Here is a 17,665-nt window from a genome sequence, read left to right on the forward strand (position 1 = left end):
ATAATGCCTATATGTTCTTGATTAACTGAGTTTTGATAGAAAAATTGTAATGATTTTTTTACGACTTGTTCAAAGAATATTTAATAAGGGTTATAAATCTGTAAGTTTCTTTAGTAAGGCATAAGTGAAAATACAGATATTATATTTTATTAGCATAAAAATAATATATATTATTTTTTTATAACTAATTTTTTATTAAAAATTAATGTTTTTTATTGCACAACCGGTTGTGTTTTAATTTGTTTTTTTATATTTGTAATAAATACACTTATTCATGATTAGATAAAATTTTCATATCGTTATTGAATAAGTAAATAAAGTTAGTATTGCATTTAATTGTTTTATTATAAAGCAATTATATGTTGAAAGATAAAAATTGGTTTAAAAGTTTGTGGTGGGTTATAAGTGTTATTTTACAGAATCTGTTTATAACTAAATGCCTTAGTTTTTAAATCGTAAAGCCGGAAGCTTAATCCTTTCGGCTTTTTAATTGCTTCATAATTATTCTATTTATAATCTGGCTGATCGAATTACCCAAAATCATGAAATTAAAAATTATCTTACTGCTTTTCGCTTCATTTAACATCTCTCATATTTGGTCGCAAAATATCATTTTGCAATCGCCAAATGGAAAAATTAGGACGGTTTTACATGCTGTTGATTCAACTATAAAAAGTGAATGGTACTTGAAAATATCTTATAAAACGGCTGACCAGATGACAGAAATATTACCGAAGGTAAATTTAGGTCTTTCAAGAAGTGATCAGGATTTTTCAAAAGAGCTTCATTTTTTAAAAGCGACAAAGCCAAAACCAATTATAGATCGATATGAACTTCCATTTGGGAAGAAGTCAGTGCGCGAAAACTCTGCCAATGAAATAACTGTTTCTTTCGAGAATCCGAGCAAAGCCAAATTAAATATTATTATAAGAGCCTATAATGATGGTGTTACATTTCGATATGAATTTCCAGAAAAACAAGGTTCTTATATCATTAATGAAGAATTTACAGCTTATCAAATACCAAAAGAAAACAAGCGATGGCTAGAAAAATGGAATCCGGCCAATGAAGGATTATACGCTTCATCCAGTGATGATAAAATTCTTCGGCAGGAATGGTGTTATCCGGCACTGTTTAATTCCTCAGATAAATCATGTTGGTTTTTATTACATGAGGCTGATTTAAACCGCAGTTATTGCGGAACAAAATTAAGCAATATTAAAGAGATCGATACGTACAAACTTACTTTTCCAGATCAACAGGATGCGAGAGGAACTGGTGAATCAAAACCAAAAACTTCACTTCCGTGGAAATCACCTTGGCGGGTAATTACTATTGGCAGTTTAGCAGATATTGTTGAGAGTACATTGGTAGAAGATGTTTCGGCTCCAACTGCTTTTAAAAATACTGATTGGATAAAACCGGGAAAAGTTTCCTGGAATTATTGGTCAAGCAATCACGGAACGAAAGATTTTAAAATTGTATGCGAGTTTACAGATTTAGCTGTAGAAATGAATTGGCCTTATACGCTTTTGGACTGGGAATGGGATGCTATGTCAAATGGCGGAAATTTAGAAGATGCTTTAAAATATATCCATTCAAAAGGCATAAGACCTTTGATGTGGTATAATTCAGGAGGAGATCACACATGGGTTCCATCAACACCGAAAGACCGAATGCTGACGCATAAAAATAGAGTAGAAGAATTTACAAAACTTAAAAAACGTGGCGTCGCTGGGGTTAAAGTTGATTTTTTCGAAAGCGAAAAGCAGGATATGATCAACTATTATCTGGATATTCTGGAAGATGCCGCACAATTTGAAATCATGGTCTATTTTCATGGCTGTATTGTACCACGTGGCTGGTCAAGAACTTATCCAAATTTAATGACTTATGAAGCTGTACGAGGCGCTGAGTGGTATAATAACGGACCGGAATTTTCTACCACAGCACCAGAGCATAATACCATTTTGCCTTTTACAAGAAATGTAGTAGGAGCAATGGATTACACTCCTGTGACTTTTACCAATTCTCAATTTCCGCATCATACTTCTTATGGACATGAATTGGCTCTTTCTGTACTTTTTGAGTCTCCTTTCCAGCATTTTGCAGACAGGCCTGAAGGATATAACCAATTACCTGACGGGGCAAAAAACTTCTTAAAAGAAGTTCCAACAACGTGGGATGCAACCAAACTTATAGATGGTTATCCAGGCAAAGATGTGATAATGGCGCGCAGAAAAGGAGGCTCTTGGTACATTGGAGGAATTAGCGCCTCAGAACGTGAAGAGCTTACAAAAGAGATTAAACTAGATTTTTTACAAAAAGGGATTGATTATCATGCTATTGTTATTGCAGATGGCAAACACGATAAAGCATTTTCTTCCCAAGTTTTGGAAGTAAATAAAGATAAGACGATTGAAGTGAAATTGCTTAGAAGAGGAGGCTTTGTGATTTCATTAATTCCGATTGAAAAATAAAATAATTGCAAAAAAATAACTATTAACCCAAAAACCACAATAATGAAGAACCAAATTAAAATAGCATTTATAGTAATGTGCTGTTTATCAGTATTTAAATTGAAAGCGCAAAATCCTATTATCAAAGATATTTTTACTGCTGATCCGGCTCCAATTGTACATAAAGGAACCTTGTATTTATATACAGGCCATGATGTAGCAACAGAGCAGGATACAAACTACAAAATGGCCGACTGGCATGTGTTTTCTACAACCAACATGAAAGATTGGAAAGATCATGGAGCACTGCTTTCACCTAGCACATTTTCATGGGCAACAGGCGATGCTTATGCCGCTCAATGTATTGAAAGAGATGGCAAATTTTACTGGTTTGTCTCTACATTTCATAAAAAAGACGATAGAAGTGCCGGCGGAGCCGCAATTGGTGTAGCGGTTTCTGACAGTCCTGTTGGGCCTTTTAAAGATGCAATTGGCAAAGCACTTATTATAAATGAAATGACTACAGACATGAAATATGCTTGGGACGATATTGACCCAACTGTATTTGTTGACGATGATGGTCAAGCTTATATGTTTTGGGGAAATGGAAGCTGCAAATGGGTTAAACTTAAAAAAAACATGACAGAATTGGATGGGGAGATTACTACTTTCAAACCCAAGAATTATATCGAAGGACCTTGGGTTTATAAAAGAAAAGGGCTTTACTATTTGGTCTATGCCAGTGCAGGCACAAAACCAGAAATGATTGAATATTGCACGGCTAAAAGCATCACAGGACCATGGACTTATCAAGGAATTATTCAGGAAAATGTACAAAATAGTTTTACCACACACCCAGGTATTATTGACTTTAAAGGCAAATCTTATTTTTTCTATCATAACGGAAGTCTGCCAACTGGTGGAAGCTACAGACGATCTATCTGCGTAGATTATATGCATTACAATAAAGATGGAACGATTCAGAAAATAATACAAACAACTGAAGGTGTGAGCAAAATCAAGTAAAGGATTTTAATTTTTTATGTTATGAAAAAAAGAATTAGCTTGATTTTTACCTTCTTCATTTTGATTGTTCAGATGACTGCTTCAGCGCAAGGAAAAAAAGCGCAAAATCCGATAATTTTTTCTGATGTGCCGGATCTTTCTATTATTAGAGTCGGGAAAAATTATTACATGAGCAGTACTACAATGCACATGAGTCCCGGTTTGCCCATTATGAAATCTACAGATTTAGTTAATTGGACACTAATTAATTATGCCTATGATACTTTGGCAGATATGCCTGAATTAAATTTAACAGATGGGAAAAGTACCTATGGCAGAGGTTCATGGGCAAGCAGTTTGCGTTTTCACAATGGAACTTATTATGTAACGACTTTTGCTCAAACAACGGGCGAGACCTATATTTTTAAAACAAAAGATATAGAAAAAGGAAATTGGCAAAGGGTTTCTTTTAGACCTGATTATCATGATCATTCCTTGTTTTTTGATGATGATGGAAAGGCTTATTTAGTTTACGGTTCGAGCCAAATCAAACTAGTAGAATTGAATGATGATTTAACAGGAATCAAACAAAATGTTCCCGAAAAAATTATTATTGAAAATGCTAGTCTGCCTGCTGGAAATAACATTATGCTTGGTGCCGAAGGCTCACAATTATTCAAAATTAAAGGCAAATATTATTTATTTAATATCTGTTGGCCAAAAGACGGAATGCGTACTGTAGTTATACATCGCGCCAATAATATTACCGGTCCTTGGGAAGGAAAAGTTGGTCTGCAGGATTTAGGTGTTGCACAAGGCGGACTTATCGATACTCCTGATGGACGTTGGTTTTCTTATCTGTTTCGCGATTTTGGCGCTGTCGGTAGAATTCCATATTTAGTTCCAGTAAAGTGGGAAAACGACTGGCCAATTTTGGGCGAAAACAATAAAGTTCCTGAAACTTTAGAATTACCATCCAATAAAAGTCTGATCCCAAATTTAGTGGACTCAGATGAATTCAATCGAAAGAAAGGACAAGAAACGCTGCCATTAGTTTGGCAATGGAATCATAATCCTGATAATGCACTTTGGACTTTAAAAGAAAGAAAAGGATTTCTGCGTCTTAAAACAGGGAGAATTGACAATGATTTTCTTTCCGCAAGAAATACGTTAACGCAGCGCACTATTGGGCCAACAAGCAAAGCTTCTGTTTCTTTGGATGCTTCACAAATGAAAGAAGGTGATTTCGCCGGCTTGAGTGCTTTGCAAAAAGAATATGGTTTGGTTGGGATAAAAGCTGAAAACGGGCAAAAATTCATTGTAATGGTAAATACTATTTCAGATAAAGCTTTTGAAGTACAGCGAATTCCATTAAATCAAAACCAGGTTTATTTAAAGATTGAATGTGACTTTACCAATAAAAAAGATGAAGCAAACTTCTTCTATAGCTTGGACGGAAAAGTTTGGAATGCGATAGGCGAAACTTTAAAAATGGAATATACGCTTCCTCACTTTATGGGTTATCGTTTTGGTCTTTTCAATTATGCCACAAAAAATACTGGTGGCTATGTGGATTTTGATTGGTTTCGAATTAATTATTAATAAAGATAAAAAGACAAAAGTGATGATAGATAAAAATTTCACAGGCGAATCCCTCGTAAGACTTCACTATCTGGTGTTGGTTTTGGGATTGATTTTACCAGTTTTTGTTATTAGTCAGAATAAAAAGAAGGAAGAAAAATCAGAAATTAAAGCACCTCAATATCGCAATCTTTTTAAAGAGGCAGGATACAATCAAAATGATATTGATAAAAAATTAGCGAAAGCATATTATGATGTTTTTGAAGGACCAAACAAAGTGTATTTTGAAGAGGGCGATTCTTTAGGATATGTATCGGATGTCAAAAACAAAGATGCGCGTACCGAAGGAATGTCATACGGAATGATGGTTGCGGTTCAGCTTGATAAAAAAGAAGTTTTTGATCGAATTTGGCGATGGTCGGTCAAATACATGCAACATCACGATGGACCAAGAGAAGGTTATTTTGCATGGAGTGTTGATCCTCAGACCAAAAAGCAAAATTCGGCTGGATCTGCTTCAGATGGTGAGTTGTATTTTGTGACAAGTTTGCTTTTTGCGTCTAACAAATGGGGCAATACTACAGGAATAGATTATTACAAAGAAGCCAGAAGAATTTTGGATAATATGTGGAAAAAAGATGGCACTGGCAACATCCACAATATTATCAATACCGAACATAAGCAAATATCATTCGTGCCTGAAGGTGGTGGTTACAATTGGACAGATCCTTCTTATCATGTTCCAGCATTTTTCGAAATATGGGCATTGTATGCAAAAGATGGCCACGAACAGTTTTACAAAGAATGTGCTGATGTTTCGCGACAATTTCTGCATAAAGCAACGCATCCGATAACAGGCTTAAACTCAGATTATACCGAGTTTACTGGCGAACCTCATCCTACACCATGGATGCCACCGGGATTTCGATATGATTCCTGGCGAGTTCCTATGAACATTGCAATGGATTATGCTTGGTACGGAAAAGATAAAAAATGGCAGGAAGAATACGCTTCTAAATTTCAAAATTTCCTCAGATCAAAAGGATTGGACACTTTTGAAGATCAATTCAATCTGGATGGTACTAAACCTGATTTTATTCTGCAAGCTGGTTCGGTTAAAAAACTAAGACATTCGATCGGATTGGTGGCAACTTCGGCTACGGCATCATTGGTAAGCAAAGACAAAAATAGTATCGATTTTGTTCATGCGGTTTGGAATGCCAAACTGGAACCTTATGAAGATGGTTATTTTGATCCGTATTATGATGGATTGATGTATCTCTTTAGTTTAATGCATCTAAGTGGAAATTATAAAATTATAACTCCATCAACTAATTAATTTTTAAACTTAAAAAATAACAATATGAAACAGCATACAATTGTAATGTTATGGGCATTTATTTTGTCAGCCAGTACTGGTTTTTCACAAGCAAGTCCGACTTCAATTATCGAAGATTTTAAGCCTTCAACGGTTAACCAGCCCGGACAGGAATATCCGAAAGTTAATTCTCAGGGTTATGCGCGATTTCAAATTTTAGCTCCTGAAGCCAAGTCGGTTGTGGTAAGTCTTGGATTAGGCGGAGCAAAAGGAGGAACTACACTCGTTAAAGGAGAAGATGGTTACTGGAGAGGCACCACGGCTGGAGCAATGGATGAAGGATTTCATTATTATCATGTTACGGTCGATGGCGGAATTTTTAACGATCCGGGGGCACTCAATTTTTATGGCTCTACCAGATGGGAAAGCGGAATTGAAATACCAGCGCATGACCAAGATTTTTATGCATTGAAAAATGTGCCACACGGAAATGTTCAGCAAATTCTTTTTCCTTCAAAAAGCACCAACACTTCACGCAGAGCATTTGTGTATACACCGCCAGGTTATCATAAAGATAAAACGAAACAATATCCGGTTTTGTATTTACAGCACGGTTGGGGAGAAGATGAAACGGCTTGGAGCAACCAAGGACGTGTCAATTTAATAATGGATAACTTGATTGCAGAAGGAAAAATAAAACCATTTCTTATTGTAATGACTTACGGAATGACAAATGAAATCAAATTTGGAGGTTTGGCAAGTTTCAAGATAGAGCCATTTCAAACTGTTCTTGTTGATGAATTAATTCCGTATATCGACTCAAATTTCCGTACGCTTGCTAATCAGGCTAATCGTGCCATGGCTGGTTTGTCGATGGGAGGAATGGAGACACACAGTATTACACTTAATAAACCTGAAGTTTTCTCTCATTATGCACTTCTTAGCGGTGGCATTTATAAACCTGAAGAAATTAAGGATAAATCTAAAGTAAAACTTGTATTTGTAAGCTGTGGAAGCAAAGAGAGACCCGAAGCGGTAGAAACTTCAATAAAAGCGATGAAAGATGCCGGATATAATGCGGTTTCTTATATCTCTGAAAATACAGCTCATGAATTTTTGACTTGGCGTCGTAGTTTCAAAGAATTAGCCCCGCTTTTATTTAAGTAGATTTTTCAACAGTACTAATTCAATCCATTGATCTGAACATTTCCTAAGAAGTAATTGTTTGGGTTAATCGAATAAAATCTAAATTATGTCTAAACTTAATAGCATTTCAACAGTTCTTTTGAACTTCCAGAATAAAAAATGGAAAGAAGTATTCCTATTTCTTTGTTTGTTTAGTTGGTCAACTATTTCATTTTCCCAAAAATTGAAAATAAACGAAAAGGAATATTTTGAAACCCGAGGATTAAATGTTTTGGTTTTTAGCAATGAATATAACGGAATGTTCTTTGACGAAAAAACTGCCGGTATAGAGTTTATTCATCATGGTGTAAGAACCGTGACCGGCGGCGCTATCAGGCTTCAAAACACTCCAGAACAATGGGATTTGATTCCGTTAATGACAAGCCGAAAAGTAGATAAGGCGAACAATACCATTGAAGTTACACTTACATATGAAGAATTTGATTTTGATTCCAAAATAATAGTAACATCAAAAGGAAACGGATTCTTGATCAATGTTTTTCTAGATAAGCCAGTTCCGAAGCAATTGGAAGGAAGAGCAGGATTTAATATGGAATTTTTGCCAACATCTTATTTTGAAAGTAATTATGTTGTTGATGGAAAGGCAGGAACGTTTCCGCGTTATCCTTCAGGAAATACTGAAATAAAGCCTTTATCTCAAAAAATCCCACAATTCGCCGGACATACCACATTTGATGATCGCGGAAAAAAGGAATTTATAACGACTCTTCCATTAGATTCCGGGAAGAATTTCATTTTCGCACCTGAAAATCCGGAGCGCACAGTAAAAATTCAGTCGGAAGATCAGGAGATTATGCTTTTTGATGGAAGAAATCTTGGACAGAATGGCTGGTTTATTGCGCGAAGTATACTTCCTTCAAATAAAACAGGAAAAGTATTGACTTGGTATGTAGAACCTAACGCAATTCCTAATTGGACAAGAGAACCTGTAATAGGCTTTTCGCAAGTTGGATATATGCCCGGACAAAAGAAAGTGGCGGTAATTGAACTTGATCAAAATGACACAGCATTAGCTAAAGCATCAATCTATAAACTTAATGAAGACGGGAAATTTGTAGAAAAACTGAAATCTGATGTCAAAGTTTGGGGAAATTATTTAAGATATAATTATGCTCAGTTTGATTTTAGTTCTATTAAAGAAAAAGGACTTTATTACATCCAATATGGCGATCAAAAAACAAACACTTTTCAAATAGAGGACAATATTTACTCAAATGTATGGCATCCTACAATGGATGTCTGGTTTCCGGTTCAAATGGATCACATGGAAGTAAATGAGGCTTATAGAGTTTGGCATGGAAAACCATTTTTAGACGATTGCCTTCAGGCGCCTTTGAATCATGAACATTTTGATGGTTACAAACAAGGCCCTACTACAGAAACAAAATACAAACCTTTAGAGCGTATTCCCGGAATGTCAGTTGGAGGCTGGTTTGACGCAGGTGATTTTGATATACAAACTTTTTCGCATGTCAGCGTAATCAACAGTTTTGTAGAATCTTGGGAAGAATTTAAAGTAAAAAGAGATGAAACTTTTATTGACCAAAAAACGCAGTTTGTAGACATTCACCGTCCCGATGGCCAGCCCGATTTATTACAGCAAATAGAGCATGGCGTTTTAAATCTTGTGGCACAGGTTGAAAATATTGGCCATCCGGTAAGAGGAATTGTTGTTCCTAATCTGCATCAATATCATCATTTAGGCGATGCTTCTACAGAAACGGATAATCTGCCTTATAATCCAAGTCTTAAGCCTTATGAATCCAATGGAGTTTCGAGTGGTACGATGGATGATAGATGGGCGTTTACAAATCGTTCTTCCTTTCTTGATTACAGAACAGCGGGTGCATTAGCTTCGGCAAGTAGAGCTTTAAAAGGCTATAATGATGAACTTTCGGCTAAATGCTTATCTCTTGCAGTGAAATTGACAAACGAAGCAACTGAAATAGAAAAAAAGGCAAAACCTGATAATAGTCCAATGTCGAGATGGGGCAAAGGAAGCGATATGATTGCGATATTACAGCTTTACTTAAGCACAAAAGACCATAATTATAAAAAAGGTTTTCTAGATAGAATTTGGAAACTATTGGATGAAAATTTAGAATTTAATATTAATTCAGCTTTATTGGCTGTGCCTTCTATGGATGATAACTACAAAGTAAAATTACGAAGCTATGTTATCAAGTATAAAGAAAAAACAAATAAAGAGAATAGTGATAATCCTTACGGTGTTCCCCTGGTTAAGAGAGGCTGGGGTGGTACTTCTCAGGTGATTAATTGGGCAAGCACAAATTATTACATTCATAAATTCTATCCTGAGATTATGGATAAAGAATCTGTTTATCAAGGATTGAACTATATTTTTGGATGCCATCCTTATTCCAATTTATCTTTTGTAAACGCTGTTGGAAATAAATCCAAAAAAGTAGCTTACGGAAATAACCGTGCCGATTTTACAACTATTGCCGGCGGAGTAGTTCCCGGACTTATTTTTCTTAAACCTGATTATTTAGAAAATAAAGATGACTGGCCGTTTTTTTGGGGTGAAAATGAGTGTATTATAGACGGTGGCGCTTGGTATGTTTTTTTGGCGAATGCTGTAAATGATTTAGCAAATGAAAAATAGTAAACAGGCTTAAAATTTAACCGCAAGGTACGCAATCCCGATAGCTATCGGGAACACAAAGTTCGCAAAGTTTTTATTGACAAAGCTTAGCGAACTTAAAAGACAACGTGAACACAACGACAAAAAGAAACTGGCGGACTTTGCGGTAAAATTAACCACAACATAAACAAATATAAACATGAAACGATTTTTAAATATTGCCATACTAATTTCCAGCTTGTATTTTCAGTCAGGCTGGAGTCAGGAAACACAGATTGTTGAAGATTTTAAACCTTCAACAATGAATCAGTCGGATAAACAATTTCCACAGGTAAATTCGCAAAGACGTGTCCGTGCCAGTATTTCTGCACCTGATGCAAATAAAGTGCAACTCGACATTGGCGGTGAAAAATACGATATGCGAAAAGATGCCAATGGAGTTTGGACAGGAGAATCGAATCCGCAAGATGAAGGATTTCATTATTACCAGTTAAATATTGACGGAGCTTCGGTACCAGATCCAGGAAGTTTGTATTTCTATGGTGCCGGACGATGGGGAAGCGGAATCGAAATTCCATCGAGAGATCAGGAATTTTTCGATTTGAAAAATGTGCCTCACGGCCTTGTCAGCGAAAAAAAATATTTTTCAAAATTGACAAATTCTTTTAGACGCTGTTTTATTTATACACCTGCAGGTTACAATGAAAATACGAAAATGCGTTATCCGGTACTTTATTTGCAACACGGAAGTTTTGAAGATGAAACAGGCTGGTCTTCTCAAGGTAAAGCCAATTTAATTTTAGATAATCTAATTGCTTCAAAGCAGGCAAAGCCAATGATTATTGTAATGGATAATGGTTACGCTTATAAGTCTCAAAGCAGTGAACTGAAAGATAAGAAAGAGCGTCCAGAATCTATTTTTGAAGAAGTATTAATATCCGAAGTTATCCCAATGATTGATGCTAAGTTTCGTACTATAGCCAATCGTGAAAATAGAGCTATCGCAGGTCTTTCGATGGGCGCCAATCAAACAATGAGGATTATGATGAATAATCTGGAAACTTTCTCGTACTATGGAGGCTTTAGCGGTACAGCAAATTATCCGAGTATAGATCCTCTTGATGCTTCCACCTTTTTGGATGGAAAATACAAAGACGGCAGTGCATTAAATAAAAAAATAAAGGTTTTTTGGTTAGGATTAGGTACAAAAGAACCCGCTCCTTTTCCAAAATCAATAGGAGCATTTCGAACGATGTTGGAAAAACAAGGTATTAAATATGATTATTACGAATCTCCTGAAACTGCACATGAATGGCTTACATGGAGGAGATGTTTACATCAGTTTGCAGCAAAATTGTTTAAATAAACTTTCTAAATAAGTCTAGATTAAAAAACATTTTAATATAAAAAAAGATAAAGTATTGAAAACGTCTTATCAATACTTTATCTTTTTTATTTTTTAATCACTATTTATTTTCCAAAATGTTTTTGGACAGCAAGAACTAAAAACATAAAATCGGTTGATCCTCCACCCATAACATATTCTGTTTGTTGCCAAAAGTAAGGCCATTTTTTAAGCTCGGGCAAGTTTGGCCTAATAAGCGCCGTGCCTGAAGTTACTCCGCCAGGAATATAGGACCAATCGGCACGATTCATTCCATAGGCAACCAACAACGAATTAGATCCAATTCCCGAAGCAAACGATGCGGTATTATTGCCCGGATGAACCCCAAGTATAAAATTCAAAGCATTGCTGTAAACTTCATAGTTTGCAAATTCTGGCCATGATTTTGAGAAATAATATTGTTGTACACCAAAATCCTGTAAAGTCCAGCCAGCTCCCCAAATATTAGGTTTATATGGAACTCCATAAGGAGAATCTGTAAGCGAATTGTTTTTGGTTTTCGCACTCCATTTTTGGGCTTCAGCATTCAGCTTTTCAAGAAATGATTTGTCCTTAATGAGATGTTTAATTCGTCCAACTCTCCATCCTAAATTTTCGAAATTTTTCAACACCTCTCCATTTAAAGAAGCAATTTGATTGAAATAAGTTAGTTCGTTGGTTGCTAATGCCAATTCAACAAGAACAGTTATTTTGCTTTCTGCTCTTTTTGATTTTTCAAAAGAAGTATTATAAAGCGCTTTTGCAGTTTCTAAACATTCTGTAGCCAATTTTGGATTGCTGATTTTTAAAACACGGTAAGAACAGGCAAGTCCGCCAGCAACATACAATTCACGATCAGGATTGTCTTCAGTGAAAACCCATCTGTCATCATCTTTTGCACTTGGATTTTCTGCCCATTTATTATCCGTAACTCCTCCAAAATCTCCAAGGAGCACATATTGTTTTAAATTGTTTGTAATGATTCCGCGATACAAACGACCCATAGAACGATAGCCTGCCAAAATTGAGGCCAATCCATGTTCCATTTGCTGTAAAGCATCAGATTTACCATCGGGCTGATGAATTTCAACTATTTTTTTATCATTATCAATACTTGTCGCATCATAAGATTCGATATTAAACTCTTCTAACATCAGTGCCAGATTCCAAACTGTTCCAATCTGAGATTCCACTCTCAAATCATCATCTCCAGCATCGTGCCACCCGCCTTGATTTAAATTTGGAACAACTTCATTCGATTTATATTTTGTAAGTGTCGAAGGTCCCTGGACATATCCGTCAAAATGATTCAAATTAGTTGGAGCCATTTGAGCATCATCCAAATGGCAGAAGTTGTGCCAAATTCGATACTTTTCATTCACTCTCATGTGGCACATTTGTACTGGTAAAAAGTATTCCAAAATAGGTTGCCAAACATCTCGATCATAAAGCTTTTTGCTTATCTGAAAAGAAGAAGTCTCATTTCCTCTATAACTTAATGTGTACATTCCTTCCTCATTTACTTCAGAAAAATCTATTTGGTAATAGTTGTATCTTAAAAAATCGCCCCATTTTTTAGGTTTTATGGTTTTGATTTTTTTCTTGCCAAACTCATCATGTTTGATCAAAATTACTTCTGATGTTTCTGTATCATTTGGATCCGTTTCCAGAATAGCTACTTTAGATTGTTTTGGATAATAGCCAACTTGCGAAACCTGAACAACCGGCTTGTAAGTCCAATTCGGAATAACATTTGGAGAAACAACAATATCAATAACCCTTTTCCCAGAAGTTTTAGAAATTGGCGCGCGGACAATAAACCACCCATTGTTATGATTAATTCTTCCATCCCATAATGCAATATCTTCTAAATTAGACTGAATCGTTACTCTCGATAAATCGCTTTCGGGGGCAATTGTAATTTTTTTTCCTTTACAGAGAGGCGTTCCAAGACTCTGTCCATCCATTTGTGATTGAAGAGGCCCGTAAGGAGAAGGAGTAAAAATGCCGAAATTTCCATCACATATATAGGACTTTCCAAACAAATCGCCCGGAAACAATTCAATGTTGAAACCAATTTTTCCTAACCATTTTGCATCGATTTCATTATCTAAATCGACTGTAATTCGAAAATTATTTCCATCTGTAGGCGTTACATTTACTTTATATTTTAATTTCAAATCAGGATAATCTATTGGATTAAAGCCACTGCGATTTTTAGATTCATCAGGATAAGATAAAGTCTGAGATATTGTATTCGAACCCGAATCTATATTTTTTTCGACTTCTTTCGGTACAGGCGACCATTGTCCTGGCGAGATTTCTAAACGTAAATCTCCATTTGCCATAACGCGTTCACCATGCTGAATCATTGTAACCCCTGTTTGATGTCCGTCAGGATAAATATCATCAAAGACGGTTACGTCTAGTCCACGAGCAGAAAAATAACCTTTTGGATGAAGTTTTAGGTTTTGTCCATACATTTTTAATTGTAGTATCGTTGCTATTAAGGCAAAAAAAATAAGCACTCTATTTTTCATTATTTACAGGTTATTTCGATTTGTGTTTTTTGACGAATGCAAATAGTTGAACTTTTATTTAATAAAAGATAAAATACCAACATTAAGATTATAAATGTAGTTTTCTGCTCATAATCTGAATAACAAATTTGAAGCGTAATATAGAAGAATTGATGCGCTTTTAAGGACTTAATTTTATGGAAGAGTCGTTTTTAGAAAAAAGCCTGATAAGTTAGTACTTCCCAGGCTTTTGATTTCTTCTCGTAGAGGGAATCATTCAAATATCTAACCAGATTATCTGGAATTATTACAATATTTTAGAATACGCATGTTAATTTTTTCTCGTCTTTGTTTACATAGCACTCATATAGATTGCAATATTTAAAACATATTAGTGTAAGTAATAATGCTGAGGATTAGTATTAATTTGGAAACCATCTATCAATCAAAGTTTTTATTTCCAATTTCGCATTTTCAAGGATTGAATTTAATTGGTCTCTATTTTGGTCAACCCCAAAAGCTGAAATTTGTTCTGAAGAGATGCCCATAAAATCAAAATTTTGTTTTATTGTTGAGGAAGCAAATTCCTTGATGTTATCTGAGTTATTATAATCGAATCCGCTAACTACTATTGATAAAGCTTTTTTATCTTTACAAAGACCACTAAAGCCTGTCTCAGGGCTAAAAGAAAATGTCTTATCACTAACGACAATAGCATCTATCCAAGCCTTTACTGTTGCTGGCATTGTAAAATTGTAAATAGGAAAAGCCAATACGATATTATCAGCTGCAATAACTTCGTCAATAAGTTTATGATGATTAGATAGAGTTAAGAGTTCTATTTCTGAAAAGTCTCTTTTACCCATATTCCATTCCATTATTAAATTCAAATTTTTCTCTAACAATAATTCTGGAGGAGTTTCAGCTAAATTTAAATGTTTAATTTCTGTTTTTCCTTTTGCTAGTTCCACAAATTCATCAAATAAAATTTGGGTATAAGAGCCTTTTCTCGGTGTGTAGTTTACAACTAATGTCTTTGTCATATTTTCTATTTTTTTACAAATATAGAGTCAATAAATTGATAATTTTAATTATTTTTGTTTGCTTATTTATAATATATGTTATGATTAATTTGGAATGGTTGAGAACTTTTAGCTGTATATATGAATGTAATAATATAACAGAAGCTTCAAAAAAATTAAATATGACTCAACCTGGAGTTAGTAAACATTTATCTGCCTTGGAAAGCCATATTGGAAAAAAATTATTTGAAAGAACTACTCGGAAATTAGTACCTACCGAATATGGAAAATTTTTATATTCACAAGTTAATAATCCATTAAGTGAATTAGAAAAAGTAGAATATTATTCAAGTCAAAGAACAAAAAAGCAACGATCTGCAATAACAATTGGTTGTACAACAGACTTTTTCAAGAAAGAATTAATGCATCATATTTATACTTTTGACATGTATATAGTGACCCAATTTGGAAATGAAAAAGAATTGATTGAAGCTCTTGAAATGGAAAAAATTCAATTGTTGGTTGGAATAAAAAAATACGATACTTACGACCATCAATTCACATACTTAAAGAATGAAGAGTTGGAATTAATTTGCTCCAATTCTATTGTTATTCCAGAGAATATTGAAAAAAATGATAAGCAATTCATCACATGGCTACAAAATCAAACTTGGTTTACATATGACAATAACCAAAATGATATAAAAAAGTTCTGGGATTCTAGATTTAATACCAGTCCTAGAATAGTTCCAAGATATATTTTGCCCTCTTATTTGGACACAATAGAAGCTTTAAAAAATACTAATGGATTTAGTATAGTTCCTAAACATTTATGCGATGAAGCGTTGGATAAAAATTTGATTAAAACACCAATTAAGTCTTCTAAAATAATAGAGCAAAAATTATTTTATTCATTCAAGCTGAAGAATAACAAGTTGAAAGAAGTTAACCTTTTTATAGAGAAGATGAATAAAAATAATTTGCCCGATTCCTCCGACATGTAGCCAACGATAGCGAAGATTTGCAATCTGTGCCTGCAAAGAAAATCAAAATTATAGAAACAAAAAAGCTTAAGAGAAATCTGAAGGTTTTGTCTGTGTAGCAGGAACAGGACTCGAACCATAATTTATTATTGTGATTTTCTATAAAATTGAAGTATTATAAAAAAATAGCAAAGATCTGGTTTTAAAAGGGCCAATTAAAATTGTATTTTATTTGTATCTCATGCTCATTTAATAGTATTCAATGTTAGAAAATTAATTTCTGGGAGTGAAATTCACAAAATATTTCAAATCTAATTTTTCTCTAAAAACAATCGTTTCAATTTTTGCTCTGTAATTTTTGATACTCAAAGATATTCAGATTGTCCAAATGCTTATGTCTTTTATTTATATTGTAAAATTTTTCAATATAAGCAGAAATTGAAGATTCAGCATCTTGTTTGTTGCGAAAGCTTTTTTGATATATTACCGTTGTGAGTGGAATAATCGAATTTCAAAGAATCAAATACCTTAATAGGATGTGCTTACGATTATGATGTTACAAATATTGGGAATTATAATGGAGGCTCCTATGAAAGTTTTGTCCGCTTAGACTTATTTGCCAATACAAAATCTAGAATAACTACCCAGAGTTTTTTTAGACTGTAGTTATCCTGAAAGTATGGCTGGAATGGTTTTCCTCTTGCAGTGGAAAGAATTTTTATTCTGTTGTATCGTCTTATTTGTTGATATTGAATGTTTTGTCGGATAAAATTTATATATACCTTAATCTATAAGTTTTAAAACTTTTACTGGCAAAAACAAATCTATTTTCAAAGGAACTTTGCACTTTCAAATCTAGGTGTTTGAATTTTAAGACCTTATAAAATAATTAAATACATAATAATTATAGTTATGAAAAATAGATTACTTCCTTTATTTCTTGTTCTAGGATCTATTTCAGCTTATTCGCAGGTTGGTATTGGAACCTTGACTCCAAATAAATCGGCACAGTTAGAAGTTCTTTCAAATGACAAGGGTATTTTGATACCAAGAGTTAAATTAACTAGCACAACAGATGCTGTTACAATTACGAATGGTAATGTAAATAGTTTATTAGTTTTTGCAACTGATACTATTGGTGATATCAAGCCAGGTTACTACTATTGGTATGATGACAAGTGGAATAGAATAGTTGTTTCGGGTGAAAATGCTGTAACTCCAGGTACGGTTATTTATAATCCTACTACTAATCAATTTGCTTATATTGACAATAAAGGAGATTCGCACATAATTAATATTACTGATATAATAAAAGCTAATGAAGTTATAACGACTATAACTAACAATGGTGGTGGAACATATACTTATAAAAATGAAGCAGGAGACGAGGTTGTAATTAACGTTATAGGTGATGTTGCTAATAACTTCCAGACTATCGTAAACAATCCTACCGTGACTAACATCATAAAGGAGATTGCTAAGAAGATAGAAGGGGATGTAACCTACAACGCGACTACCCAGCAGTTCAGCTATATTGATGCCAACGGCGATTCAAAAGTAATCAACATCAGCGACCTTGTGAA

At 34.4% G+C, this 17,665-nt stretch carries 10 protein-coding genes and 1 pseudogene; 9 read left to right on the top strand and 2 right to left on the bottom strand.

Annotated features, from left to right (window positions below; translation table 11 throughout):
- Positions 1-542: 542 nt before the first annotated feature.
- The 7 genes from H600_RS0111395 to H600_RS0111425 all read left to right on the top strand — a co-directional run bounded on the left by H600_RS0111395 (position 543) and on the right by H600_RS0111425 (position 11,540).
- Entirely contained in the window at positions 543-2,480 is a 1,938-nt protein-coding gene (locus H600_RS0111395) for a glycoside hydrolase family 97 protein (protein WP_026728902.1), read from the top strand.
- A 42-nt stretch (positions 2,481-2,522) separates the two neighbouring features.
- On the top strand, positions 2,523-3,485 hold the full coding sequence (locus tag H600_RS0111400; protein WP_026728903.1) for a glycoside hydrolase family 43 protein: 963 nt from the start codon (positions 2,523-2,525) through the stop codon (positions 3,483-3,485).
- A 21-nt stretch (positions 3,486-3,506) separates the two neighbouring features.
- Complete coding sequence (locus tag H600_RS0111405; RefSeq protein ID WP_026728904.1) at positions 3,507-5,066, top strand: glycoside hydrolase family 43 protein; 1,560 nt, start codon at positions 3,507-3,509, stop codon at positions 5,064-5,066.
- A 22-nt stretch (positions 5,067-5,088) separates the two neighbouring features.
- A complete protein-coding gene (locus tag H600_RS0111410; protein ID WP_051234415.1) occupies positions 5,089-6,384 on the top strand; it encodes a family 8 glycosyl hydrolase in 1,296 nt (431 codons plus the stop codon).
- Between the two features lie 24 nt (positions 6,385-6,408).
- A complete protein-coding gene (locus tag H600_RS0111415) occupies positions 6,409-7,530 on the top strand; it encodes an alpha/beta hydrolase-fold protein (protein WP_026728906.1) in 1,122 nt (373 codons plus the stop codon).
- A gap of 85 nt (positions 7,531-7,615) precedes the next feature.
- Positions 7,616-10,195, top strand: coding sequence for a glycoside hydrolase family 9 protein (locus tag H600_RS0111420; RefSeq protein WP_084157379.1), 2,580 nt, complete (start codon positions 7,616-7,618; stop codon positions 10,193-10,195).
- 178 nt (positions 10,196-10,373) lie between these two features.
- Positions 10,374-11,540, top strand: coding sequence for an alpha/beta hydrolase-fold protein (locus H600_RS0111425; protein WP_026728908.1), 1,167 nt, complete (start codon positions 10,374-10,376; stop codon positions 11,538-11,540).
- Between the two features lie 104 nt (positions 11,541-11,644).
- On the opposite strand, the gene H600_RS0111430 is transcribed toward H600_RS0111425, so the two are convergent.
- Together H600_RS0111430 and H600_RS0111435 are read right to left on the bottom strand one after the other, a co-directional pair.
- Positions 11,645-14,041 carry a glycoside hydrolase family 9 protein gene (locus H600_RS0111430; RefSeq protein ID WP_209320124.1) on the bottom strand — a complete coding sequence of 799 codons (2,397 nt, stop codon included), beginning with the start codon at positions 14,039-14,041 and terminating at the stop codon, positions 11,645-11,647.
- Positions 14,042-14,499: 458 nt separating this feature from the next.
- Positions 14,500-15,120, bottom strand: a complete 621-nt coding sequence (locus H600_RS0111435) for an FMN-dependent NADH-azoreductase (RefSeq protein WP_026728910.1) — start codon at positions 15,118-15,120, stop codon at positions 14,500-14,502.
- An 80-nt stretch (positions 15,121-15,200) separates the two neighbouring features.
- Between H600_RS0111435 and H600_RS0111440 the strand changes: the two genes are divergently transcribed.
- Positions 15,201-16,103, top strand: a complete 903-nt coding sequence (locus H600_RS0111440) for a LysR family transcriptional regulator (protein ID WP_026728911.1) — start codon at positions 15,201-15,203, stop codon at positions 16,101-16,103.
- 891 nt (positions 16,104-16,994) lie between these two features.
- A pseudogene (locus H600_RS0111445) lies at positions 16,995-17,665 on the top strand (hypothetical protein); the annotation flags it as partial.

The sequence above is a fragment of the Flavobacterium denitrificans DSM 15936 genome (assembly GCF_000425445.1).
GTDB lineage: Bacteria > Bacteroidota > Bacteroidia > Flavobacteriales > Flavobacteriaceae > Flavobacterium > Flavobacterium denitrificans.